This is a genomic window from Anaeroglomus insulsum (assembly GCF_050689095.1).
GTDB classification, from domain to species: Bacteria; Planctomycetota; Phycisphaerae; order Sedimentisphaerales; family Anaerohalosphaeraceae; genus Anaeroglomus; species Anaeroglomus insulsum.
The window spans coordinates 206563-229880 of the sequence record NZ_JBOGCL010000003.1 but is presented as its reverse complement, the minus strand read 5'-3'; the positions used below and the strand labels follow the sequence as shown (position 1 = coordinate 229880).

The 23318-nt window shown below is 53.8% G+C and carries 16 protein-coding genes; 1 reads left to right on the top strand and 15 read right to left on the bottom strand.

The features are described 5' to 3' along the window. Positions 1–53 precede the first annotated feature (53 nt). Positions 54–725 carry a PEP-CTERM sorting domain-containing protein gene (locus tag ACQ9LF_RS04545; RefSeq protein WP_462488186.1) on the top strand — a complete coding sequence of 224 codons (672 nt, stop codon included), beginning with the start codon at positions 54–56 and terminating at the stop codon, positions 723–725. A gap of 66 nt (positions 726–791) precedes the next feature. Here ACQ9LF_RS04545 and rsmH read toward each other — a convergent pair whose 3' ends face one another. The 15 genes from rsmH to ACQ9LF_RS04470 form a co-directional block, all read right to left on the bottom strand. Then, positions 792–1853, bottom strand: a complete 1062-nt coding sequence (rsmH, locus tag ACQ9LF_RS04540) for a 16S rRNA (cytosine(1402)-N(4))-methyltransferase RsmH (RefSeq protein WP_462488185.1) — start codon at positions 1851–1853, stop codon at positions 792–794. Between the two features lie 21 nt (positions 1854–1874). Then, a complete protein-coding gene (locus tag ACQ9LF_RS04535) occupies positions 1875–4484 on the bottom strand; it encodes an FtsK/SpoIIIE family DNA translocase (protein ID WP_462488184.1) in 2610 nt (869 codons plus the stop codon). Positions 4485–4822: 338 nt separating this feature from the next. Continuing rightward, a complete protein-coding gene (locus tag ACQ9LF_RS04530; RefSeq protein WP_462488183.1) occupies positions 4823–5341 on the bottom strand; it encodes a hypothetical protein in 519 nt (172 codons plus the stop codon). Between the two features lie 84 nt (positions 5342–5425). Further along, complete coding sequence (gene eno, locus ACQ9LF_RS04525; RefSeq protein ID WP_462488182.1) at positions 5426–6715, bottom strand: phosphopyruvate hydratase; 1290 nt, start codon at positions 6713–6715, stop codon at positions 5426–5428. Between the two features lie 221 nt (positions 6716–6936). Beyond that, positions 6937–7941, bottom strand: a complete 1005-nt coding sequence (locus ACQ9LF_RS04520; protein ID WP_462488181.1) for a polyprenyl synthetase family protein — start codon at positions 7939–7941, stop codon at positions 6937–6939. Then, the gene (gene ilvE, locus ACQ9LF_RS04515; RefSeq protein ID WP_462488180.1) at positions 7928–8779 is read right to left on the bottom strand and encodes a branched-chain-amino-acid transaminase; all 852 of its coding nucleotides are present in this window, start codon (positions 8777–8779) and stop codon (positions 7928–7930) included. The genes ACQ9LF_RS04520 and ilvE overlap by 14 nt, the downstream gene beginning before the upstream one ends. Positions 8780–8813: 34 nt before the next feature. Then, positions 8814–9503 (bottom strand): ABC transporter ATP-binding protein, encoded by a 690-nt coding sequence (locus tag ACQ9LF_RS04510; protein ID WP_462488179.1) that lies wholly within the window; start codon positions 9501–9503, stop codon positions 8814–8816. 28 nt (positions 9504–9531) lie between these two features. Then, positions 9532–10884 carry an ABC transporter permease gene (locus tag ACQ9LF_RS04505; RefSeq protein WP_462488178.1) on the bottom strand — a complete coding sequence of 451 codons (1353 nt, stop codon included), beginning with the start codon at positions 10882–10884 and terminating at the stop codon, positions 9532–9534. Beyond that, positions 10884–12248: an ABC transporter permease gene (locus ACQ9LF_RS04500; RefSeq protein ID WP_462488177.1), complete on the bottom strand. Its 1365-nt coding sequence runs from the start codon at positions 12246–12248 to the stop codon at positions 10884–10886. The genes ACQ9LF_RS04505 and ACQ9LF_RS04500 overlap by 1 nt, the downstream gene beginning before the upstream one ends. A 57-nt stretch (positions 12249–12305) precedes the next feature. Continuing rightward, positions 12306–13772 (bottom strand): lysine--tRNA ligase, encoded by a 1467-nt coding sequence (lysS, locus tag ACQ9LF_RS04495; RefSeq protein ID WP_462488176.1) that lies wholly within the window; start codon positions 13770–13772, stop codon positions 12306–12308. A 73-nt stretch (positions 13773–13845) separates the two neighbouring features. Further along, a complete protein-coding gene (locus tag ACQ9LF_RS04490) occupies positions 13846–16233 on the bottom strand; it encodes a S41 family peptidase (protein WP_462488175.1) in 2388 nt (795 codons plus the stop codon). A gap of 107 nt (positions 16234–16340) precedes the next feature. After that, positions 16341–17285 (bottom strand): class II fructose-1,6-bisphosphate aldolase, encoded by a 945-nt coding sequence (gene fba, locus ACQ9LF_RS04485; RefSeq protein ID WP_462488174.1) that lies wholly within the window; start codon positions 17283–17285, stop codon positions 16341–16343. An 87-nt stretch (positions 17286–17372) separates the two neighbouring features. Continuing rightward, entirely contained in the window at positions 17373–20435 is a 3063-nt protein-coding gene (locus ACQ9LF_RS04480) for an LPS-assembly protein LptD (protein ID WP_462488173.1), read from the bottom strand. A gap of 291 nt (positions 20436–20726) precedes the next feature. After that, on the bottom strand, positions 20727–22163 hold the full coding sequence (locus ACQ9LF_RS04475) for a glycoside hydrolase family 125 protein (protein ID WP_462488172.1): 1437 nt from the start codon (positions 22161–22163) through the stop codon (positions 20727–20729). 39 nt (positions 22164–22202) lie between these two features. Beyond that, positions 22203–23312: an ROK family protein gene (locus ACQ9LF_RS04470; RefSeq protein ID WP_462488171.1), complete on the bottom strand. Its 1110-nt coding sequence runs from the start codon at positions 23310–23312 to the stop codon at positions 22203–22205. Positions 23313–23318 lie beyond the last annotated feature (6 nt).

Sequence of the window (23318 nt, the reverse complement as noted above, 5' to 3'; positions counted from 1 at the left end):
TTTGATAAATATCGGAAATTCTTCCGTGTTATTACTACTTTCGGAGAGGAGAAATGATGAAAACCACCCTATTTTTCAGTCTTGCTTTGTGTGCCCTTCTGGCAACAGCCACCCCGGCGTCCGCTTCTGTGTTAGCCGTTTGGAATTTCGGCGACAGCAGTGCCTTTTACACCGAAAGCCCGGCCTACTACAACACCGTTACCGCTCCGACTCTGTCCCTGCTTGGCTCCGGCCTTGACACCAATGGAAAAAACGGCATCGCCTATACCGATTCGGCCGGGATTTCACATATTGCCGGTCAGGCTGCCGCATGGGATGACATCAACAAATCCGGTACGGACAATGATGCGGCATTAATCATCACACTCAATACCACAGGCTTTACCGGCCTGACCATCCGCTGGGATTATAAATCCGAACTGGCGGTCAGTTTTGATTTCGCTTATCGCACCTCCGCCGACGGCAAGTGGACCCAGGTCGCCGACAACCAGGCCATCACACCCGGGTGGGCCACGGATTCCTGGTATTCCGTAACCCTGGATTTATCCGCATACACCGCAATCAATAACCAGAGCTTTGTCCAGCTTCGGCTCGACGACCTCGTGGAAGGCCCCGGCAACGATAAGTTTGCCATCGACAATATCGAAATCGCCAGCATCCCTGAACCGGCAACACTGCTGATGTTGGGTCTGGGTGGAATGGCTTTGAGAATGCGTAAAAAATAAACGAGAGGGTGATGTCACCATACATCACTTTTGACGATAGGCCGCGGGTGACCCTCGCGGCTTTTTTTATTTGATAGCCCAGCGTAATTTTGCCGACGCACTGCGCGGATTGGAGGCAATCTCTTCACGCGAGGGCGTAATCACGTCTTTGGCCGCCATCGCGTACACCCCCTCACGTACTCCATGGGAAAAGGCATGTTTAACCAGCCGGTCCTCGCCGCTGTGAAAACTAAGGATCCCGATTCGACCGCCGGGCTTGAGGCAGTATGGCACCACACGCAGCAATTCCCGCAGCGTCCCCAGTTCATCATTAACCAGCATCCGCAGCGCCTGAAATGTCCGTGCCGCCGGGTGCAGCAGCCCCGGATTCTGCCGCCGCTTCCAGTCCTGCATTGTGATGCCTTTGACCTCAAAAATCAGCGTAACCAGCTGCCTGGTTTCGACAAATTTCTCTGTTGCCCGTCGCTGAACAATCCGGCTCGCAATCGCCTGGCAGTCCGGCTCATCGGCCAATTCGTCCAGGGCCTGGGCCAGCTCCTGCTCTGACAGCGTATTGAGCAAATCCGCCGCTGTCCGCTGCCGCCGGTCATCCATCCGCATATCCAGCGGCCCATCATGCTTATAACTCATCCCGCGAGCGGGATTATCGATCTGCATGCTCGACAGCCCCAGGTCGGCGAATATCACATCAAATCCCTCCAGCCCTTCCTTCGTCATCACATTGGCAATCCCCGCAAAATTGCTTCGATACAGGCTCATCGGCACCCCCAGCGGCTCCAGCCGATTGCGGGTCCGTTCCAGTTCGGCTCCATCCACATCAAAGCCCACCAGCCGACCCGTTGGCCCGATCCGCCGCATAAATTCCGCTGCATGGCCGCCATAACCCAGCGTACAGTCCGCCACGATTTCCCCCGCCGCGGGCCTGAGCACATCCATGACCTCATGGACCAGAATCGGGATATGTGTCCCTGCCGGCGTCTTGCCCTTGGCCCGAAGATGCTCCAGCAGCTCCGGATGCGCATCGATGGCGTGCTCCTTGTATTTTTCGGTAAAATGCCTCGGGTGTGTGCCGCAGTAGCGTTTTCGACGCTGTGGCTTGTTCTGCCCTGACGAATCAATCGTGTTCATAGACCCCCGCTTTTAGCCGATTTACTTTTCGTCGTCCTCGTCTTCGTCGAGTTCTTCAGTGGGGCTGTCATAGTCTTGGTCAGCGGCGGCTTCCTGGGCCAGGTCCTTATAACCGGCAACTTCATCGGCCAGCATATTCTTTCGCATCTGTTCGTATTCATCGAGGGTCATGGTCACTTCGCGGGCCTGTGAACCCTTGTATTCGCCGAGAATGCCGGCGTTGGCCATCATCTCGATAATTCGACTGGCGCGGGCATAGCCAATCGATAATTTCCGCTGCAGCAGCGACACACTGCCGCGTCGGGTCTCCAGCACAATCCGCACCGCCTCATCAAACAGTTCATCCTTGCTGCCTTCGCCGATATCAATACGGTTCATCTGAATCAATTCAGGGTGATACTGCGGCTGGGCCACATCCTTGAGGAAATTGACCACGCCGCGGATTTCATCATCATCCAGGTACGCCCCCTGCGAGCGAATCAGGTCGCTGGTGCCGGGCTTGAGGAACAGCATATCACCCTGTCCCAGCAGGGCCTCCGCACCGTTCTGGTCAAGGATAATACGGCTGTCCATCCGGGCGGCCACACGGAAACCGATACGACAGGGCATGTTGGCTTTAATCAGGCCGGTCACGACCGTCGCCTGCGGACGCTGCGTCGCCACCACCAGGTGAATCCCGACCGCACGGCTCTTCTGAGCAATACGCACGATATACGCTTCGACTTCCTTGGCACTGGTCATCATCAGATCGGCCAGCTCATCAATGATAATTACGATATACGGCAGCTTCTTGGGAATCTTGAGTTCTTCTTCCGGCGTGGACGGCTTGAAGATGTCGTTAATCTGCTCCGGCGTCAGCATATTATACGAGGCAATATTGCGTACCTTGGCCTCGGCCAGCAGTTCGTACCGCTCATCCATCGTCGTCGTCGCCCATTCCAGAATCTGTTCGGCCTTGCGGGTCTCAGTAACCGTCGGGCACATCAAATGGGGAATCGATTCAAAAGCCGCCATTTCCACCATCTTCGGGTCAATCAAAATCATCTTGACCTCATCGGGCCTGCGAGTCAGCATCACGCTGGTAATAATCGTATTGATACAGACGCTTTTACCCGAGCCGGTCGTACCCGCAATCAGCAGGTGCGGCATCCCTGCCAGATCAGACACCAGTGCCTCACCGGAGGAACTCTTGCCCAGAAACAGCGGAATCTGCATCCGGGCAATCTGCGAACCGCCTCGCAAAATCAGATCCTTGAGCCGAACTGTTTCTCGCTGGCTGTTGGGGACTTCGATGCCGATGGTGTGCTTGCCCGGCAGCGGTGCCACAACACGAACCGTCCCCGAACCCAGTGCCCGAGCCATATCGTTGGCCAGATTGGAAATCTGGTTGACCTTGATGCCCGGAGCCAACTGCAATTCATACATGGTAATCGCCGGTCCCGGCTCAGCATTAACCACCTGGGCATTGATGCCAAACTCATTGAGCAACCCTTCCAGTATCTGGGCCTTCTCTTCAACCATCTTGCCCTGCACGGCAGCAAAGCCCTTTTCCGGATCCTTGAGCAAATCCAGCGGCGGAAGCTGATAATCATCATACGTCGCAGGTTTGTATTCCGGCTGCTTGGGCCGGGGGGCAGGACGCGGCTTGATCAGGGATTTGGCAGCGGGGGCCTTGGCTTCTGTCTGCTGGGTGTGCTGAGTCTCAACACCATCTCCTTCTCCAGCGGTCTCAACCGCTGTCTGTTCACCTACTTCTCCAGCCGTCTGCTCCTGACCTTCACCTAATTCCGTCTGATCGTGAGCCTGTGGTTCCTGTGCGGAAGGTATCAGCGAGACCTTGGGCTGGGTGCGACCCAATGGAATCCGGTTGGGCAATTTAATGTCGCGCAGGGAGCCATCCCCTCTGGCTTTCTGCTTTTCGCTAAGTCGTTTCCAGATATCACCCAGCACGGCCGACTGCTCCCGGGCAGCGTGAATCGCAGGGCCGGCAACACCAAAGAATTTCATCACCCCATACCCAAACCACCGTACCACCGCCAACACCAGCGAATCCGCCAACAGCACCGCTCCCACCAGCCAAGTACAGCACAAGACAATTACCGACCCCAGCAAGGCAAATTTCTGTTTGAGCAACTCCCCGGCAAAATGACCAATAATCCCGCCATTGCCCATCGGGAATTCATCGCCATTAAAGGCCAGCACCCCGCCGGGCAGACGGATAACCTGATAATTATAAACCCACCCCAAAGCCCCCTGATAAAATACACCGTATTCCGCTGTATTGACCGGCCAGAGCAGATACCAAGTCGTCGAAGCGGCTGCAACCAGCAGCAGCATCCCAATAACCCGCAATACCGGCTGGGAAATCTCCTTACCCGACAGATGCGTAATGAGCATCCAGATACAGGCAAACAGTCCCAGTAAAACCCCCGGACCAATATAGTAATGCATATAATAGGCCGCCAGCGCCCCAGCCGGACCTATCCAGTTCTTTACCGGCTGGTTATGCGGCCAGGCATAGTCGCTTGGAGGATCGGCGATGTCGAAACTGGCCGCGCTGCAAAACAATAAAATGCACCCGCACAGCAGGATGCCCTCCACGGCAATACGATATAAATTGCTATGTTTCACCGCTTTTCTGTATTCCTGTATCGAGGTCAAAAGCAGGTCAATCCCGCCACGACCGCCTATGGTCTATCTGTATTTCCTCTGTTTTCAATAAAAACAGCCCTGATAATACTGGCAGGGCCGATTGTTATTGTATCGGCCAAAAAGGGCCCTTCTCTGTATAGTCTGGAAAGATATTTCCAACTTCGCCTGAATGTCCCAGAATATCGTGTTTTACACAGGAAACAACCCCGAATTCCCGTTTTTCAAGACAACCGAGCTGCTCAACACCCCCGGCAGGAAGGGACGATGCAGCCTCCGTCGCCAGTGGTTTTCTATGCCCGTTGATTGGGGATATGTCGTTAGCGGTAATAAAAGGTTTTTTTCTTTTTCTCAACCAGACGCGGACCACTAAAGAACATAAACGCCACCAGAATCAGCGCTGCCCCTGACAGGCATAGTGCCGTCCGATAACGCGGATAAATCACCCGCTTCATCCACACAGGAATCTGTTCATTGGGATCAGCAGGTTGGGAATTTTCAATGATTTCCCTGGCCATATCAGCAAGCTGGGTATTATATTCGGATGGATAGGCCGTATTTTCCTGCACCGGCGTCTGGCGAAGCGTAATCTGCTCCAGACGCTTGAGGACATTGGGTTCCTGCTCAATAAGGATAATCTGAGACTTGTATTGGTCGATTAAATCCCTGATCTTGTCGTTATCCCGCCGGGTCTTTTCCAGCATCTCCCGGCTCTGGAGATAATCTGTCATTTCCGGCTTGACCAGAAACGAGACCACCATCGCGGTCCCGCCCACCGCGAAAAACGTGCAGAATATCAGATATCGTATCAACAGTCCCAGCCTGCTCATGCCAGACATAACCGCCCTTCTCGACGGACAGCAGTCAATAAAAAAAGCAGAGGTCCCTGCAACAGAGACCTCTGCTGTACAAAATCGACTAAATTAGCCTTTATACTTGAAGATTTCGCCGCCATACACCGCCGCCGAACCCAACTGCTCATGAATCCGCAGCAACTGGTTGTACTTGCAGATGCGGTCGGTACGGCAGGGAGCACCGGTTTTGATCTGGCCGACGCCGGTAGCAACCGCCAGGTCCGCAATGGTGCTGTCTTCGGTTTCGCCGGAACGATGGCTCATAATAGCGGTGTAGCCATTGCGGGAAGCCAGGTTGATTGCCTGCAGGGTTTCGGTCAGGGTGCCGATCTGGTTGACCTTGATGAGAATCGAGTTGGCACAGCCTTTTTCGATACCCATGGCCAGACGCTTGGTGTTGGTAACGAACAGGTCGTCGCCGACGAGCTGGCAGGTGTCACCGATCTTGTCGGTCAGGGCCTTCCAGCCGGCCCAGTCATCTTCAGCCAGGCCATCTTCGATGCTGACGATGGGATAATTCTTGACCCACTTGGCCCAATGCTCGACCATATAATCGGAGCTGACCAGGTTCTTGGGGGCAGATTTGAAGAATTTATACTTCTTGTTTTCATACATTTCAGTCGATGCAGGGTCCAGTGCAATGGAAATATCCTTGCCTGCCTTGTAGCCGGCCTTTTTGATGGCTTCCATAATCACGTCCAGCGCCTCTTCGTTGCTCTTGAGCGAGGGAGCAAAGCCGCCTTCGTCGCCGACGGCGGTGTTGTAGCCCTTGCTTTTCAACACACCCTTGAGCGTGTGGAAGACTTCGGCACCCATCTGCAGGGCCGTCGGGAAGTCCGGAGCACCAATGGGCATAATCATAAATTCCTGGAAATCCACGTTGTTATCGGCATGTTTGCCGCCATTGAGGATGTTCATCATCGGCACCGGCAAAACATTGGCATTGCACCCGCCGATATAGCGGTACAGAGGCAGGTCCACCGAAATCGCAGCCGCCTTGGCCACAGCCAGTGACACGCCCAGAATGGCATTGGCACCCAGTTTGCTCTTGTTGGCTGTGCCGTCGATATCGCACAGATACTTGTCCAGCTCTTCCTGAGCCAGGGCATCCATCCCGATGATTTCCGGGGCGATCTTCTTGTTGACATTGTCAACCGCCTGCTGTACGCCTTTGCCCATATAGCGTTTCTTCTTGGGATCACGAAGTTCGCAGGCTTCATAGGCACCCGTGCTGGCTCCCGACGGAACCGCAAACCGGCCAAACGACCCATCATCCAGCAGCACATCGACTTCGACGGTCGGATTGCCGCGAGAATCCAATATTTCTCTTGCTTTTACATCCACAATTGTCGTAAACATATCCGTTTCCCTTTCGTTCTGTTAGGATTTCAACCGTTATTCACACACTGGGTGCAGATTATCTCCATCAGAAAACAGCGACAAAGAGTACCCGAATTCCCCCATACCGTCAAGTCTAAAAGAAAGGAATCCGCCGGGGAAAGAGGCTTTGGCGTATTTAGGAACTGATTGCGGTGGGTAAAACAACTCGTCCCAAAGCCGCTGTACACCGCCAATACGAGCTACGATCGGGAGCCGACAGCCCTGGCAATGTTTTCGAGCGCTTCGCGAGCTGGACCAGGCTTGAGTTGGCAGATGGCTTTGAGAGCCATTTGCGAATAATCCGAGGCTTTTTGTCGTGCCAGGTCCAGCGCCCCATTAAGCTGCAACTGCTCAATACGACTGGATTTATCCATGCCGGCCAGGGATTCAATAAATGCCCTTCGTGCCGCAGGCCGCTTTTTTCGGAGGCAGTAAATCAGCGGCAGAGTCAGCTTATTTTGTCCCAGATCGGTACCGAGCGTCTTGCCAAGGCGTTTATCATCACCGGTAATGTCAAGGATGTCATCTGTAATCTGGAATGCCATGCCGACGCAGCGGCCATATTCGCGCAGGATATCTTCCTGAACCGGATTCGCCCTGGAGGCGATGGCCCCCAAAACACACGCCGCAGAAAACAGACTGGCCGTTTTACCTTCGATTATCTCAAGGTAGTCTGCTTCAGTCAAAGAGACATCGCCCTGTCGGAGGTTCTGAAGAAGCTCTCCCTGACAAATCTGTTCCGCGGTCTGGCTGAGAATCTTGCCAGAACGAGGAAGATTCAGTTCCGCCCCGGCCAGAAACGCCCGGCTCAGAAGAAAATCGCCCATCAGAACAGCGGCCGTATTGCCCCAGAGCTGATTCATCGTCGGCTGATTGCGGCGGGTGCGTGCCTGGTCGATGACATCATCATGCAGCAGGGTAGCGGTATGCACCAGCTCAACCATCATGGCTAACTCAATATGATCATGTCGGATAGAACCAATGACCTTGCCGCTAAGCAGCAGCATGGCGGCTCGAAACAGCTTGCCCTGGCCGGCACCAATCGATTCGATCTGGGAATTGACGCGATCATAACGACTGGTCAGACGCTGGGTCAACTGGCGACGGACCAACTCTATCTGTTCGGCCACAGGAGCAAACAAATCCGCAAACGCCGCAGCCGGCTGCGGTTTTGATGAGGCCTTGTTGGATTTACGAACGGGCATATTCAAAAAACAGCTTTCGCAGTTTCTGAGTGATCGGCCCCGGGGTACCCTGGCCAACTCTGCGACCATCGATTTCCACTACGCCGATGACTTCAGCCGCCGAACCCGTCAGGAAAAATTCATCCGCAACATACAAGTCAAACCGTGTCAGATTCTTTTCCACCACCGGCAATCCGGCCTGTGAGGCCAGACGCATGACAACCTGGCGTGTAATTCCATCCAGAGAGCCGGCCTGCACCGGCGGCGTGTAAATCGTTCCATTTTTCACGATAAAGACATTGTCCCCGCTGGCTTCAGCGACATACCCTTCGCTATTATACATAATTGCTTCACTGGCTCCGGCATCGATGCACTCGATCTTGGCCATAATATTGTTCAGATAATTCAGACTCTTGACCTGCGGCGGCAGTGCCATGGGGTGATTTCGCAGGGTTGGGACACTGACCACCTTGAGGCCTTTTTCATATAATTCCTCTTTATAAAGCTGGATGTTGGCGGCAATAATAATCACACAGGCCCGTTTGCACAAATAGGGATTAAGGCCCAGATCGCCGACACCGCGGGTGACCACCTGACGAATGTAACCATCGACAACATTGTTGGCCCGGACGGTCTGATAGAGAGCCTCGGTCATCTGCTCCATGGTCATTGGGATTTCCAGACGAATGACTTTGGCAGAATCCCACAAACGTTTGAGGTGTGCCTCAAGTTCAAATATTTTGCCGCCGTACACCCGAATCCCTTCAAATACACCATCTCCATACAGCAAACCATGGTCAAACACTGACACCTTTGCCTGCTCTTTGTCCACCAGCCCGTTGTCCAGCCAGATTTTCATGCCACAACCTTTCATTGATGCCTGTACGGCTTATTTAGGATACGATCTTCCCATCGGACAGCTTAATCACACGCCCCGCCTGACGGGCAATCCGGTCATCATGGGTCACCATCAGAATCGTCTGACCCTGCTGATTCAGTTCATTCAGAATCTCTAAGATACCATGTCCTGTCTTAGAGTCAAGATTTCCGGTCGGCTCATCAGCCAAAAGGAGTCTGGGACTGTTGATTAAAGCCCTGGCAATAGCCGCCCGCTGACGCTCACCGCCGGACAGTTCATAGGGTTTGTGCCGCAGACGGTCCTTAAGCCCCATCCGTTCCAGGAGGGAAATGGCTTTGTTTCGCACATTTTTTTTAGACTTCAGCCAGCCGACAGGCCCGGCAGCAATCATAGCCGGCAACAGGACATTTTCGAGAACATTCAATTCATCTAATAAATGATAAAATTGAAAGACAAACCCCACATTTTGATTGCGGAACTGGTTGAGCCGGCGGTTGGACATCTGGTCGAGCCGCTGGCCTTCGAATTCTATCATTCCTTTGTCGGGTTTATCGAGGGCGCCAAGGATATGCAGCAGTGTACTTTTGCCGCTGCCAGAGGCGCCAACAATTACGGCAAAATCACCGGCCGACAGACTCATCTCGACCCCGCGGAGAACCGTCAGAATCTGCTTGCCCATCGTATAGGATTTATGAAGGCCTTTTGCTTGTAAAATGTGTCCCATGGTTTATCCGTTCGGGGAAATAGTCCTTTTAAATCTGGCTGACCTGCAAGGCCCGTACCGGCGATTGTCGAGCGGCCTGGATACTGGGCACGCTGGCCCCCAGCAGACAGGCCGCGACTGCAGCCGCAGCCACACAGACCAAAACCGGCCATTCAATCGCGTTGGGAATCTGGTCAATGGCATAAATCGCCCGGTCCCAGACACGCCAGCCGTAATGGTCGTACAGCCAGTTTTCCATCGCGTTAATCTTCCACAAAAACAGGCACCCGGCGGTCATGCCAATGGCGGTGCCAATCAGACCGACAATCGCAGCAAACCCAAGAAAAATCGCGGCAACCCGCGAGGCCGGCATACCGAGACTTTTAATCAGACCCAGGTCACGGGTTTTATGGCCGATAATCATATAAAAGACAACGAAGATGATAAAGACTGTTACAACGCCCAGCATTAAAAATAATACAGTCAGCATCAACTGTTCTTTTTCCATAGGGCCAATGAATTCTCGCCGATCCTGCTGCCAGGTCAGCACTCGCACACCGTCGAGCATGTCGGCATAAGGTTTGTCTTTGCAGGATTGCACATAGGCCTGCCAGAGCTGCTGGACCTGCCGGACACCCTCGGGAACAGAGACTCCCTGGGCAAAACGAATATGGAGAGCACTGGAACGAACAACCGGGGCATCCATCCCACTGAGGATGCGGGCCTGCTCCAGCGGCAGATAGATGGTTCGTCCATCCGGCTTGACCAGACCACTGTGACTGTGGTCACTGTAGTAAAAGGTTTTGGTGCTGACCATATCCAGGCCAGCACGGGCCAGTCCGCCTTTGGGATTCAACGGAAAACTGCTGATGGTTCTGCGTTCGGGCCAGGGACGGCCGGGGTTATCATATTGCCCGGTATCCGGACGACGATAGAGAATCAAATCCACGCCGAGAACGCAGCCATCCATTTCGGGGGCATAGGGCGGCACAAAAGCACGTGCCGGATCGTCTGCATGATAGCCCAGTGTTTCTGCAAAATGAGTCGCCTGACTGTGCTTGACCGGGTCCAGACCGACATAATCGATGCCGACATTCCATGAGGAGCCTGGGCGAGTCATCAGGCCAACCCCCTGAACGGTTTCGGAGACGGCAAAAATAAAGGGCTGCTGTTCGAGCTGCCGGATAAAGTCGGCGGCGTAGGGGAACCCCGTCAACGATGAGGCACGGATGACACAATCGCCGACAAAGCGATGGTTTTTTTCCTTAAACTCGTTAACCAGGCCATTCATGACGCTCATCACCACCACAACGATAAACACGCACAGCGCAACGGAAATGACCGCCAGGATGCTGATCCGACGGTGAAGAAAATAACGCCATGAGAGTTTTATGCCTATCATTATTCGTATCGCAATAGTCTGACGGGGCGGATGCGAGCGGCAGCCACAGCAGGGATCAAGGCTCCCACCGCCGCAGCGGCCAGGGCCGCAATGCAAATCCAGAATGCCCACTGCCAGTTGACTTCATTGGGGATTTTTGTAAACAGATAGGTGCTGGCCTTCCAGATTTTCAGTCCGGTCATGGCCGTAATGCCTTTTTCAATGATTTCGATATTTCGGGTAATCAGCCAGCCCAGCCCCGCTCCCAGCAGCGAACCGAGAACCCCGTTGACCAGGCCGAATAACAGATACATCCCCGCCACCGACAGGCTCGACGCCCCACAGCTTTTGACGATGGCAATATCTTTCTGACGGGTCATCACAATCAGATAGAAAATGCAGAATACCAGCAGCACCACGCCGAAGCTGACGATGCCGAATATCAGCATCAGCATATTCAACTGCTTGTGATATTCGGCAATCAGCAGGGCCTGCATCTGGCGGCTGCTCTGGATTTCGACCTGTTGTGCCCAGGGGTAACGGTCTTGGGCATAGACAAGCCAGAGACCGCGAATCATCGCCATGGCCTTTTCCTCATCGGCTCCTGGCTCCAGTGCGATCTGGAAGGATTCACAGCAGGGTTTGCGGTCCGGGTAGAGCAAGCTGCTGAGAGCTTCAATGGGGACATAAACAAAGGCCTGATCGAATTCATAAACACCCGTCTGGACAACATCGGCAATGGTAAAGCGAAGAACTTTGCGGGTAAAACGCGGGCCGGCCGTTTCAGCGGCAGGATCGGACTCAGCGGGGACCTGTTCGACCAGCGTGCCAGTGGTCACGGCGGCCTTGCGGCCGATGAAGGACTCGACTGTTGGCATATCGTAGCTGTCGGTCATTTCATCCGGGTCGTCGATAAGACCAATGCCGACAAAACCACCGATTTCAGCCTTGTCGGCAAACTCACCGAAGGCCACCTGCTCATCCGGCAGATTCTTCTGGCGTATCAGGGCGTCCTTGAGCGGAGAGACCCGCAGCTGGTTTTTTAAATCAATCCCCAGAATCTGAGCCGCACGAATCTGGCCGGGCCCAGTCAGCAGCAGGCCATTGCCGCTGAGAACCGGGGTGGCGGCCTTGACGACGGACAGGCCGACCAGCTGCTGCTGGAAATCGGCGTACTCTTCAATCTTGAACGTGCCCGGAGCAGAAAGAATCACATCCCCCAGGTAATCGCCGACGCTGTCTTCCACCGAGCGAATAAAGCCGGTAAACAGACTGGCCACCGTAATCAGCAGCGCACAGCATAACATCACCGCGGTCATGCTCAGCAGCACAATCCGCTTACGACTCAGATAACGCAGACATAAAAACACGCTCCACTGTTTCACGCAGCAGCCTTTATGACAAGAGGCAGTCCGTCTCCAATGAGGCGGAATATCAATCGGTTATTCGCTTTTAGGTTCTTTGGCTTCCGGCTTGAGCAGCGGGAACAAAATCACATCCCGGATACTGGTCGCCCCGGTCAGCAGCATAGTCAAACGGTCAATGCCGACCCCCAGCCCGCCGGCCGGGGGCATGCCGTATTTCAGTGCCGTAATGAAATCATCATCCATCTTGGCCATGGATTCTTCTTCGCTAAGCCCCCGCAACTGCTGGCGAAAATTGGCTTCCTGGACGTCCGGATCATTTAATTCCGTATAGGCATTAGCCAGCTCCATACCGGCAATATACAACTCAAAGCGTTCGGCATAGCGCGGGTCTTTTTTGCTCTGTTTGGTCAACGGGCAGATGGCCGAGGGATAATCCATCACAAATGTTGGATGAATCAACGTCTGCTCAACGGTCATCTCGAAGACGTCATTAATCACAACGGCGTCGTCTTTATCGGCTTCGTGAATCCCCAGCGAACGGGCTTTCTGGCGCACGGCAGCAATATCATCGATGTCACAGCCGGCACATTCTTTGAGCAATTCCGCATACGTCGCACGACGCCACGGACGGGCGTAATTGACCGTCACTTCACCAAAGGGCAGTTCCCAACCGGAACAATGTTTTTCAACCAGATGGGTAACCAACTCTTCGGTCAGGTCCATCATGACTTCATAATTTCCGCAGGCCTGATACAGTTCCATCATGGTAAATTCAGGATTGTGCCGCGTACTGAGACCTTCGTTGCGGAAATTCCGGTTGATTTCAAAAACCTTTTCCATACCGCCGACCAGCAGCCGTTTGAGAAACAGTTCCGGGGCGATACGCAGATATAAATCGATATCGAGGGCATTGTGATGGGTCACGAACGGACGAGCTGCCGCACCGCCGGCGATCGCCTGCATCATGGGTGTTTCGACTTCGATAAAACCGCGAGCCTGCAAAAACGCCCGGATGGAAGCCACCATCGCACTGCGTTTACGGAAGCGCTCCATAACGTCGGGATTGGCCCACAAATCCACATACCGCTGACGATAGCGTAAATCCTGATCGGACAAGCCATGAAATTTCTCCGGCGGAGGCAGCAATGCCTTGGACAGAATCTCAACCTTTTCAGCCCAGATGGTGATTTCACCGGTCTTGGTCTTGCCCAACTGGCCTTCGGCCCAGATGATATCGCCCAGGTCCAGCAACTTAATCATCTCCCATTTGTCAGCCAGCAATTGCTTGCTGAAACCCAGCTGAATCGAACCGCTGGAGTCACGCACCGTCAGAAAAATCAGCTTGCCGATATCCCGCAGCAGAACGATACGTCCGCTGCAACGAGCCTTGCGCCCTTCCTCATAGCCGGCCTTAATCGCCTCTGACAATTCCGGAGACGGCATCCGCTGGCCATACGGATCAATTCCCAGCTGGATCAATTTCTGGCGTTTTTCACGACGCATTTGTTCAAATTTATTGGCTGCTGCTTCTGTCAATTTCATATCCTTTCACACACAATCCACCGGCCTTGCTTTTTTAACAACACACACGCCGGCGTTGCCATCTTCTGACTAGTTATCTTTTCAGCACTATCATATTGGGGTCAGCGGGAAAGACCAGTTCCCTGCCGCCATGAACCAGCTTGGCTTGCAGCACCAGAAGTCCGATGGCAAGCTGCGGGTCCGAATCGAGGGTCTGGGCCAGGCTGCTGCGTTTGGTCGGAGCGCTGGATTCATCGTGGTCGGCCTGAACCAGCACATCATTATCCCGCTGCATCTGGAGCATCTCGCGAAGTTCGGCAGTATTCGTCACCACTTCCACATCGGGAGCAATCCCCCAATCCTTGCGGCCCAGTTTTTCCATCTGGTAACGATTCTTCACCTGCTGATCACTGGGGAGATGATAATAGGCTACGGTATATTTCAGCTGCGAACCGCCGCCGGTATAGGAGGTCACAACCTGAACACTGCCTTTGCCGTAGCTGCGTTCGCCGACCAGAGTCGCTCGATTATGCCGGGGATCCTGCAACGCTCCGGCAACGATTTCCGAGGCACTGGCCGAGCCTTCGTTAATCAATATCACCAACGGATAATCCGGGTGCGTGCCTTTGGCGTGGGCGATGTCATACGATGCAAACCCGTTCCGGGGGCTGCTTTTGACAATGACGCCTTCTTTGACAAACAGATCCGCCACTTCCGCCGCACTCGACAGATAACCGCCGGGATTATAGCGTAAATCCAGAATCAGCCCGTTGAGGCCGTCTTTTTCAAGTTGTTTGAGAACCGCATCAAGATCCGGACCGCTGGTTTCCGTAAAGGTCGTCAGCCGTACATAACCAATCCGATTGGCCGGATCCACAATCCAGTCCCACTGGCCGTCCGCTTTCCGCTGCCAGCCTCGCAGCGGCTGGACCACAATGCGATCCCGAACAATCGTCACATCCCAGGTTTTGCCGGTAGATGGCCTGCGGACGGTCAGAGTCACCTTAGTGCCTTTGGGCCCTGTAATTTTCTGGACGGCACAATAAATCGACATCTTGTCGGTAGGCTCCCCGTTGACATTCAGAATTTCATCATCGGCATCCAGACCGGCACGATAGGCCGGGGTATCCGGAAGCAGACTTCCGATTTTCAGCACACCGGTGGCCTTGGAAATCTCCACACCGATTCCGGAAAACTGCTGGGTCATCGATTTTTCAAAATCCTTGACATTCCACGGCCAGACAAGGTTGGTGAACGGATCCAGGGCCGACAGGGCAGCTTCGGCAAAATGAGCAATCACCACTTCTTTAGGCACCGCCAGAGACGTTTCATTCAGCTCAATCATATCATCAAACAACTGGGCAATGGAACGCAGGGTCTTGTCCCCCTTTTCCTGTGTGAACGCCGCCTCGATGGAATCGATACCGGCATTCCATTTGTCCAGCGCATTGGGATCCGCACGCCAGCCAAGTTCTTCCTTGCTGTCGGTCAAGACTCGCCCCAGCAGACGGCATCGCCGGATGGCTTTTTCACACATCAGCTTGTAATCCAACCCGTTGACATAGTTGGCCTCCAGGGCCTGCAATGCCCGCACAAACATATAAGGCTCAATGCCCTCATATCGCTGTTTGGCCGATTCTCCGCAGTCGCTCTTTTTCAATGACAGCTCTATCGTAGCCAGCTCCGTCAGCTTTTCAGCATAGTCCTTATAGTGCGTGTCATCTTCATACAGCAGGGTCAGCCAGTAGTAGCAATGCCCGTAGGCCTCAATCCACTTGCCTTCCTTTTCATACTGTTCGGCTGCGGCTTTGGCCTTCTGGATAGCCTGCTGGACAAACGGGTCTTCCAGAACAGCGCCTTTGGCTTCGGGGGCGGCATAATCCCGGGCACGAATGGCCGCCGCCAGAATCAAATCGATGTCATTGGGTTCATAAGCGATATCCAAATCGCCAAAGGGCTCCTCAAGCAGGGTGTCCTTATCAGCAGCCGGGGCATTCTGTGAAGCCGGAGTCTCCGCCGCCACACCAGGACGATTGGGGTCGGAATCGTAGGAATGAACCTTGGCCTTCTGTTTATTCAATTCGGCAAGCTGCTCTTCGAATGCCGCCTGACGTTTTTTCTCGCGTTTTTTCTGAAGCTCTTCATAACGGCTCAGGATATTGGCCAACTGGGCCATCTGGGCATCGGAGCCGGTGTTGAGAAAATCACAGGTTTGCTTTGCCCCGACGAAATCCCCGGCCAGAATTCGCTCAACAACCGCATCGACAGATCCTGCCTGAGCCACAATCACCGGTTTTGCAGGCTGCTCAGACGCAACTACGGCAGTCTGAACATTCGGATCCGCCGCAGAGTCGCCGGCCGTATTGTCGCTGGAGGGCTCACATCCGGTGATTACCACAGCAAGGCTGATCAGCCAGCCGCATATCAGCATGAAATAGACACTTCGTTTCCGATTAACATGATAAAAATAGAATGAATTCATAATCGCCTTAATTGACCGGAAAACGGCAGGACGACGCTTCGCCGCCCTGCCGTATCGTTTTCCTTATCCGCCTGTGACGGATTTGACTCGATTAATTCATTAGCCTGTTACAGACATTCGGCAGCTTTGCCGGCACAACCCAGCACATGCAGCTTGTGCTTGACCATCTGACGGATAGCCTCGCGACCCGGCGCCAGATACTTGCGAGGATCAAATTCGCCGGGCTTTTCAGCAAAGACCTGGCGAATCTTGGCCGTCAGGGCCATACGCAGGTCGGTGTCGATGTTGACCTTGCAGACGGCCATCTTGCCGGCCTTGGTGATGGCCTCTTCCGGAACACCCATTGCATCGGGCATCTTGCCGCCGTATTTATTGATCAATTCCTTGAATTCCGGCAGGACGGAGCTGGCCCCGTGCATCACCAGCGGGAACCCGGGCAGACGTTTCTGAATCTTTTCGACGACATCAAAGGCCAGCTTGGGGGCGCTTTTGAATTTGTAGGCACCGTGACTGGTACCAATTGCCACCGCCAGCGAATCACAGCCGGTCCGTTTGACAAATTCTTCCGCCTGGGCCGGATCGGTCAGGTGAGCCATCACATCATCCACACCGGCGACATGCTCTTCAATGCCGCCCAGCTGTCCGAGTTCAGCCTCAACCACCACACCATGAGCATGAGCGTATTCCACGACCTGCTTGGTGATTTTGATGTTTTCTTCAAACGGATGATGCGATGCGTCAATCATGACGGAGGTAAACCCGTCATCCACGCACTGCTTGCAGATTTCGAAGGTATCCCCGTGATCCAGGTGCATGCAGATCGGAATCTGCGGGTTTTCCCGGACCGCAACATCAATAATGGCGCGAAGATAACTCATCTTGGCATAATCGCGAGCCCCCTTGCTGATCTGCAGAATCAGCGGAGCCTTTTCTTCCACAACGGCCTCCACGATACCCTGCGTGATTTCCATATTGTTGACGTTGAACGCACCAATGGCATATCCGTTCTTATACGCCATTTCAAACATTTTTTTCGTTGTCACTAACGGCATAACTTCTCCTTATGCGAAAAGGTTAATAAGTATTTTATGTTAAACGGTTCATCCGCGTCGGTGGACACGATCCATTCTTTTGTCGAATTACTGCTGCGACCTGGCGCCGATCAGGCCCGTATAACGGCGCGACCCGAGGGTCAGTTCCTTAACCCCCTGCGGCCAGACACTGAACATCACGCTGCTGCGATCCAGGGACTGATCAAAGGACATTTCCATGGAATAGAACAAGCGGTGATATTGACGAATCAGGGCAAAATCATTGCGGATGCCCTTGCCAAAATCAAAGTTATATTCCTGAGAGTACGTCACCCAATAACGAGGGGCAAGCTGATAGGTAATCGCACCGATCACCGAATGCGACCCCTGTTCATAGATATCGGAAATTCCGTCACTGTTTTCATCCACATCGACAATCACCGGACGCAGATAACGACTGCCCAGATAGACGCTCATATCCGGAAACAGATAACGTGACATGCCCATATCAAACTGCTGCACCACACCGCTTTCCATATCATAATTCATATCACTGAGCACCGCGGTAGTATCACTGACACGCCATTCCATATCCGTATTAATGGTATCACGCACCAGGCTGTAATACCGGTCGTTGCGCCGCAGAAAGACCGGAATTGACGGATCGTTGTAAATAAATCCGGCCGGCCCGAACGTGCCGGGAAGTCCCTGGGCGGAAGGGGCGTCGTCGTTGACCCAGGTTGAATCCACATCCAGCCGCAGCCAGTCCACCGAACGGCGATTGTCGGCCTGACCGCGATGGGTCTGCCAGCGCTGGCTTAACCCCACATTGACCAAATCACGCTGTTTGATGCCGGCTTCGGTTTCCTCGAATGCGACAGCTTCCACATGCGGCGTCACAATGTGACGAATGCCGTCAATATCCCACAGTCGCGACTGCACTGACGGGTCTTCCTTCCAGAACATCGTCGAAGCCCGCAGGCCGCCTTCACCCAGCATCGCGGTATTGTTGGAATTGGACGCCATCGGCCCGCTCAGGGCCAGATCATAACCGTTCTGATCCTCAAAGGCATAGGTCCCGGCCACATACGGAGAGAATTTCGCCGTACCCAGCATAAACGGCCAGTCCACTTCATTGCGGGTACTGCCGAAGGTATAAAAATCCTCGGAAGGATGATCCATCCCATAGAACCGGGCATAATCATTATCATAACGGTCGCGCAAACGACTGATACGGCTGTCGCTGTACCAGGTCAACTGATGATCCCACAGGGATTCGCCCTTGCGGTGATATTCAATCGTCGGCTGTTCCTCGGTCACAGTCTCAAAGTCGTTGATCCGCGCCTTGCCCAGAATCGTAAACGCCCAGTTGTCCCGCTGCTGCTTGAGATACAACAGGGTTTCCTGACCTTTATCCGTATAGAATTCATCGCGATACATCAGCTCCTGGAAGTTGCGGTCGGACAGGTACCCCACCTCGATGGTCGCCTGCCAGTCGTCCGGCAGCAATTCCCGATGACGGAGGCCAAAACGACCACGCACATCCTGATCAGGATCCAGATTTCGGCGGTTCTTCGAACGTCCCAAATCGTCCTTGCCCCGGTCGGTCATGGCATAGCCAATCAGACGGCCCAGCGAGTCGTCATCTTCGTACTCCGCCTCAACACCGCCACCCACGCCACGCTTGCTGAAATAATCCGCCGCCAGACGGGCTTCCATCCCCGGCGGTTCCTTGAAGCCCAGCAGACGGGACAGATACCACCGCGTTTCTACGGAAGTTCCAAAATCCGAATCATTGCCCACTGCCAGGCTGCTAATCGGAATATCCGGGCGGACGAATTTGGTCCGCATTTTCGGCCAGCCAAACAGCTTGGTCTGGTAGTATTTCATATTGACATCATACATCGAGCCTTCCCAGTGAGCGGCTTCATCACGCCGCTGTTCGGCAGTAGCCTGCTCGGCCTGCGCCAACGCATCGGCACGCCGACTGACATCCTCTTCCCGCATGACCACCATTCGGCTGGCATTGGCCGAGATCTGCGGGATATAAAACTCACTGCTGGTCAATTGCACATTTTCAGCCTGAAACAGGCTTTCTCCAACCTGGCGAAGACGCTCCGCCGACAGGTAAATCGGCAGCCCCCGCTTTTCATCAAAAAACCGCATCTCGGCATTGACCACCGCCGCCTGTTTGCTGGCAAAATCATAATAAATCTCGTCGGCTCGAATCGTCCGGCGGCCTTCCGTCATCACAATATTGCCCCGCAGATAGGCCGATTCCAGCCCACCCTGTGCCAGATCACGACCGCTTTTTTCTTTGGCCAGGTCAAACTGACCTTCCTGAAAAAACAGTACAGCACTATCAGCCTGAAACTCCAACAGAGTGTCGGCGTTGAGCCGCTGCCATAAATAAAACCGCCCTGATACTGTTACCACTTCCCGGCCATCGGGTGTTTTCATTTTTTCAATCACCGGTTCCGGGTCCCAGACGGCGGATACATGCACCGGATAACGAAAGACCGGCTCTTTGGCTTTGGGCTGCGCTGCCGGCTCCGTTACGACCGGAGATTCGGCCGCCGCCGCTTCGCTGACAACGGCTCTGGGGGCATCCAAATCCCTGGGGCGAACCGCCTGAGGCACCAGGGCTTCAGGGGAAATCTGAGGCCCTTCCTTGATGGACGCCGCGGCATCCTGGGCTCGTTCATACAACGGCTGTTTCTGCAGTTGATCACAAATCAGGTCATTCTGTTGGTCAGCCGACGCAAACACCTCACCGGTAACCACCACACGAACAATCAGATTATCCCCGCCATCCAGCAGCAGTCGTTCCATGCCGGTACTGCGAGACCGTTTGCCCTGTCGAACAACGACATCGTTTTCCAGATAAACCTGAACCTGATAATAGGATTGATTGCTCATTCCTGGGACATCACGACCATAAGCACGCAACCATAACACGGCATTCTGACTGGACAGATAATTGTCGCCAATCGTCATCGAAAATCCGTTTTCGAACAACAGTACATGCTCATCCGGCCGCTGAGTCTGCCGGCAGGCCCACATCACAGGCGCCTTCAGTTGAAGGTCCTGCCCAGCCAGCAAACTCGTCGAATCCATCGGTACATCAGCTATTCCGCTGACCAGTACCGCGATTATCAACAGTCCTGTCATATCAATCCATTTCGTTTAAGTCGTTATTCAATGTCGTCTATGCGCAGTTTCCCCACCGCCGCGTCGGCAAATTATAGTCGCTGCGGCATGCTAATTCCAGCGGAAAAACCTTTTTGTCAATCCTAAAAAAGAACAATCCACCAAAAATAAAGACATAACAGATATTAAATAGTCAAATTAATATCCCTATTTCTCCATACAAGATGTTAAGAATAGACAATTACGCCTATAAACAAAAACAGCGGTAATCCAAAAACTGAGATTACCGCTGCTTAATCACGACAGCACGTGTCAGATATTAGTCTTTTGGAGTAAAGCCGGAAAATCTGTATGAACTTTGATAATCAGTTCGCCGAACAGGGTGTTCGCCCAGGCAAACCATTTTCGTGAAAAGTCGGCGGGATTATCCTTATGAAACGACTCATGCATAAAACCGGTGCCGGCATGGGTCGTTTTGAGCATGTGCAGGCACTGGAGCACTTCCTGTTCATCGGTACTGGTCAAGGCACGCAGGATAATACCCATCGGCCAGATGCTGTCTTTGCCGGTATGCGGGCTGCCGGAACCCTCGGCGGCCTTGCCCCGCATATACCACGGATTCGAATCACTAACGAGGAATTTGCGGGTCCGCTGATAAATCGCATCGTCAGGCTTATGGATACCCAGATAACTCAGCGACATCAGGCTGGGCACATTGGCATCGTCCAGGAACAGACGGTTGCCGAAGCCATCAGCTTCATAGGCGTAAATCCGACCGAAATCCAGATGCTCCGCCGTTCCCCACTGCATAATGGCTTCCTGCACTTCGTCAGCCAGAGCGTTGCACTCGGCGGCAAAGTCAGGGGTCTTCAGGGCCTTGGTATAAATTTCGGCCAACTGACGCAAGACCTGCACTGCAAACAGGTTAGAGGGAATCAAAAACGGCAGAACCGTCGCATCGTCGGACGGACGGAACATGGAGCAGATCATTCCGACCGGGCGAATCGGCATGCCAGTCCCTTCGTACACCGGAGCATCCGTCATCCGGCTGGTTTCGCGAATGAACCGATACGGGGTTTTGCCGTCTTTGCGCTGTTCGGTCTTGAACGTCGCCACAATCAGCCGCATCGCCTTGTCCCAGTCGGCATCGAATACCGACGTATCCCCGGTAATGCGATAATACTCATACGCCAGACGCACAACATAGCACAGCGAATCAATTTCCCATTTGCGTTCATGAACGCCGGGCTTGATTTTCGGACGGTCGCTGTTCCATTCCGACACCCGGTTCAGGTCCTTATAAAACGCATTGGCATACGGGTCCAGCAGGACGCATTTGGTCTGGCGGACAATCAACCCCTGAATCATCTTGCGGAGCTTTTCATCCTCATGCACCAGCGGCATATACGGCCAGACCTGGCAGGTCGAGTCACGCAGCCACATCGCATCAATATCCCCGGTAATAATAAAGGTATCTGGCTTGCCATCGATCAGTTCATAATCGACTGTCGTATCCAGCGTATTGGGATAGCAGTTTTCAAACAGCCAGGCCACTTCAGGGTCTTTAATCAGGGCTTTGATTTCGGCAATCTTGTTATCCACAGCCGTACTGACAAAGGTCCGCTTGCCAGGGTCCGGACGTCTGGATACAAATCCTTCGGCAGACGGGGCAGCCATCACGGAACGGCCCACCGTCAAACCCACCGTTGCGGCCGAAGCCGCTTTTAAAAAGTCACGTCGTGTGTACATAAGGGATTCTCCTGTTTTCGATTTTGTTACGAGTCGATTCTATTGCCGGCGATCCAGTGTCTGCAAAGCAAAGACCGCAGCCCCTACGGATACCGCCTTGCTCGTATCCAGCACCGCATGGCCGATACCCAGCCGTTTCATCGAATCGTATGGCAGTGTCTTGTGCGACCGCGGGACGGTGATTTGCTTGACATTCCCCGCGATAAACTGCTGACATTGCTGCGGATCCTCCAGATCGAAGGTTTTCTGGACAATTCGGGGCAGCTTCTGGCCGGTATAGCTTTCGATGGTGCCATTCATCTCGGCCAGCACGGATCCAATAAACAACGGATAGGCATCTGCAAGCCCGCCGCCGATGACAATCAGGCCATCCAGCAGGGTAATCGCATTGGCCAGGGCGTCACCGATGACTTCGCCCATCTCGGCAAAGGCCTGCAAGGCCGCGGCCTTATGGCCGGGCTGTTTGCCGATGCCGATTTCGTAAATGTCCTTGGGCGACGGAGCTGCAGCAGGATCAATCCCGGCCACACGGGCATAGGTTCCCTGCACAGCCCGAATGCTGACTCCTTCTTCTGCGAAACATTTGGGATGCCGCTTGTTGCGGGTAATCCAGATTTCACCGGCGGCGGAATTGTCGCCGATATAAAGCTGACCATCGCGGACAATCCCGGCGCCAAAACCCGTACCCAGCGTAATGCCGAACAGATTTTTGAACCGTTTGGGCGAGCCGGCATCCGCAAGCATTTGATTCACTTTAGGCAGAAAACCCCCTATCGCTTCGCCATAAACGAACAGATCGCCGTCGTTATTGATAAAGACCGGAATCCCAAAGGTCTCCTCCAGAAACGGCCCGAGGGCAACACCGCCGCCATAGGCCGGCAGATTGCCCATATTATCGATGATGCCGTTGGGGTAATCCGCAGGCCCGGGAAACGCAAAACTGATCGCCACCGGCTTTTGCGGCAACTGTTCCATGACCTGCTTGAAACCCTGCACCATCGTATCCAGGCTCTTGTCCAGTTCTTTGGCATAGGCCGGCAGCCGGACCGGTTTGGCAACTTCGGTCACTCCCTGCATCGCAGAGAACACAAAATTGGTCCCGCCCGCATCGAGCGTCAGGACGATTCGTTTATCATGGATATAACTCATGGTTAC

Excerpts from the sequence above, each read along its gene's own strand:
- ACQ9LF_RS04545 (WP_462488186.1), top strand. The coding sequence starts at position 54 with ATGATGAAAACCACCCTATTTTTCAGTCTTGCTTTGTGTGCCCTTCTG.
- rsmH (WP_462488185.1), bottom strand. The coding sequence starts at position 1,853 with ATGAACACGATTGATTCGTCAGGGCAGAACAAGCCACAGCGTCGAAAA.
- ACQ9LF_RS04530 (WP_462488183.1), bottom strand. The coding sequence starts at position 5,341 with ATGTCTGGCATGAGCAGGCTGGGACTGTTGATACGATATCTGATATTC.
- eno (WP_462488182.1), bottom strand. The coding sequence starts at position 6,715 with ATGTTTACGACAATTGTGGATGTAAAAGCAAGAGAAATATTGGATTCT.
- ACQ9LF_RS04520 (WP_462488181.1), bottom strand. The coding sequence starts at position 7,941 with ATGCCCGTTCGTAAATCCAACAAGGCCTCATCAAAACCGCAGCCGGCT.
- ilvE (WP_462488180.1), bottom strand. The coding sequence starts at position 8,779 with ATGAAAATCTGGCTGGACAACGGGCTGGTGGACAAAGAGCAGGCAAAG.
- ACQ9LF_RS04510 (WP_462488179.1), bottom strand. The coding sequence starts at position 9,503 with ATGGGACACATTTTACAAGCAAAAGGCCTTCATAAATCCTATACGATG.
- ACQ9LF_RS04505 (WP_462488178.1), bottom strand. The coding sequence starts at position 10,884 with ATGATAGGCATAAAACTCTCATGGCGTTATTTTCTTCACCGTCGGATC.
- lysS (WP_462488176.1), bottom strand. The coding sequence starts at position 13,772 with ATGAAATTGACAGAAGCAGCAGCCAATAAATTTGAACAAATGCGTCGT.
- ACQ9LF_RS04490 (WP_462488175.1), bottom strand. The coding sequence starts at position 16,233 with ATGAATTCATTCTATTTTTATCATGTTAATCGGAAACGAAGTGTCTAT.
- fba (WP_462488174.1), bottom strand. The coding sequence starts at position 17,285 with ATGCCGTTAGTGACAACGAAAAAAATGTTTGAAATGGCGTATAAGAAC.
- ACQ9LF_RS04480 (WP_462488173.1), bottom strand. The coding sequence starts at position 20,435 with ATGACAGGACTGTTGATAATCGCGGTACTGGTCAGCGGAATAGCTGAT.
- ACQ9LF_RS04475 (WP_462488172.1), bottom strand. The coding sequence starts at position 22,163 with ATGTACACACGACGTGACTTTTTAAAAGCGGCTTCGGCCGCAACGGTG.
- ACQ9LF_RS04470 (WP_462488171.1), bottom strand. The coding sequence starts at position 23,312 with ATGAGTTATATCCATGATAAACGAATCGTCCTGACGCTCGATGCGGGC.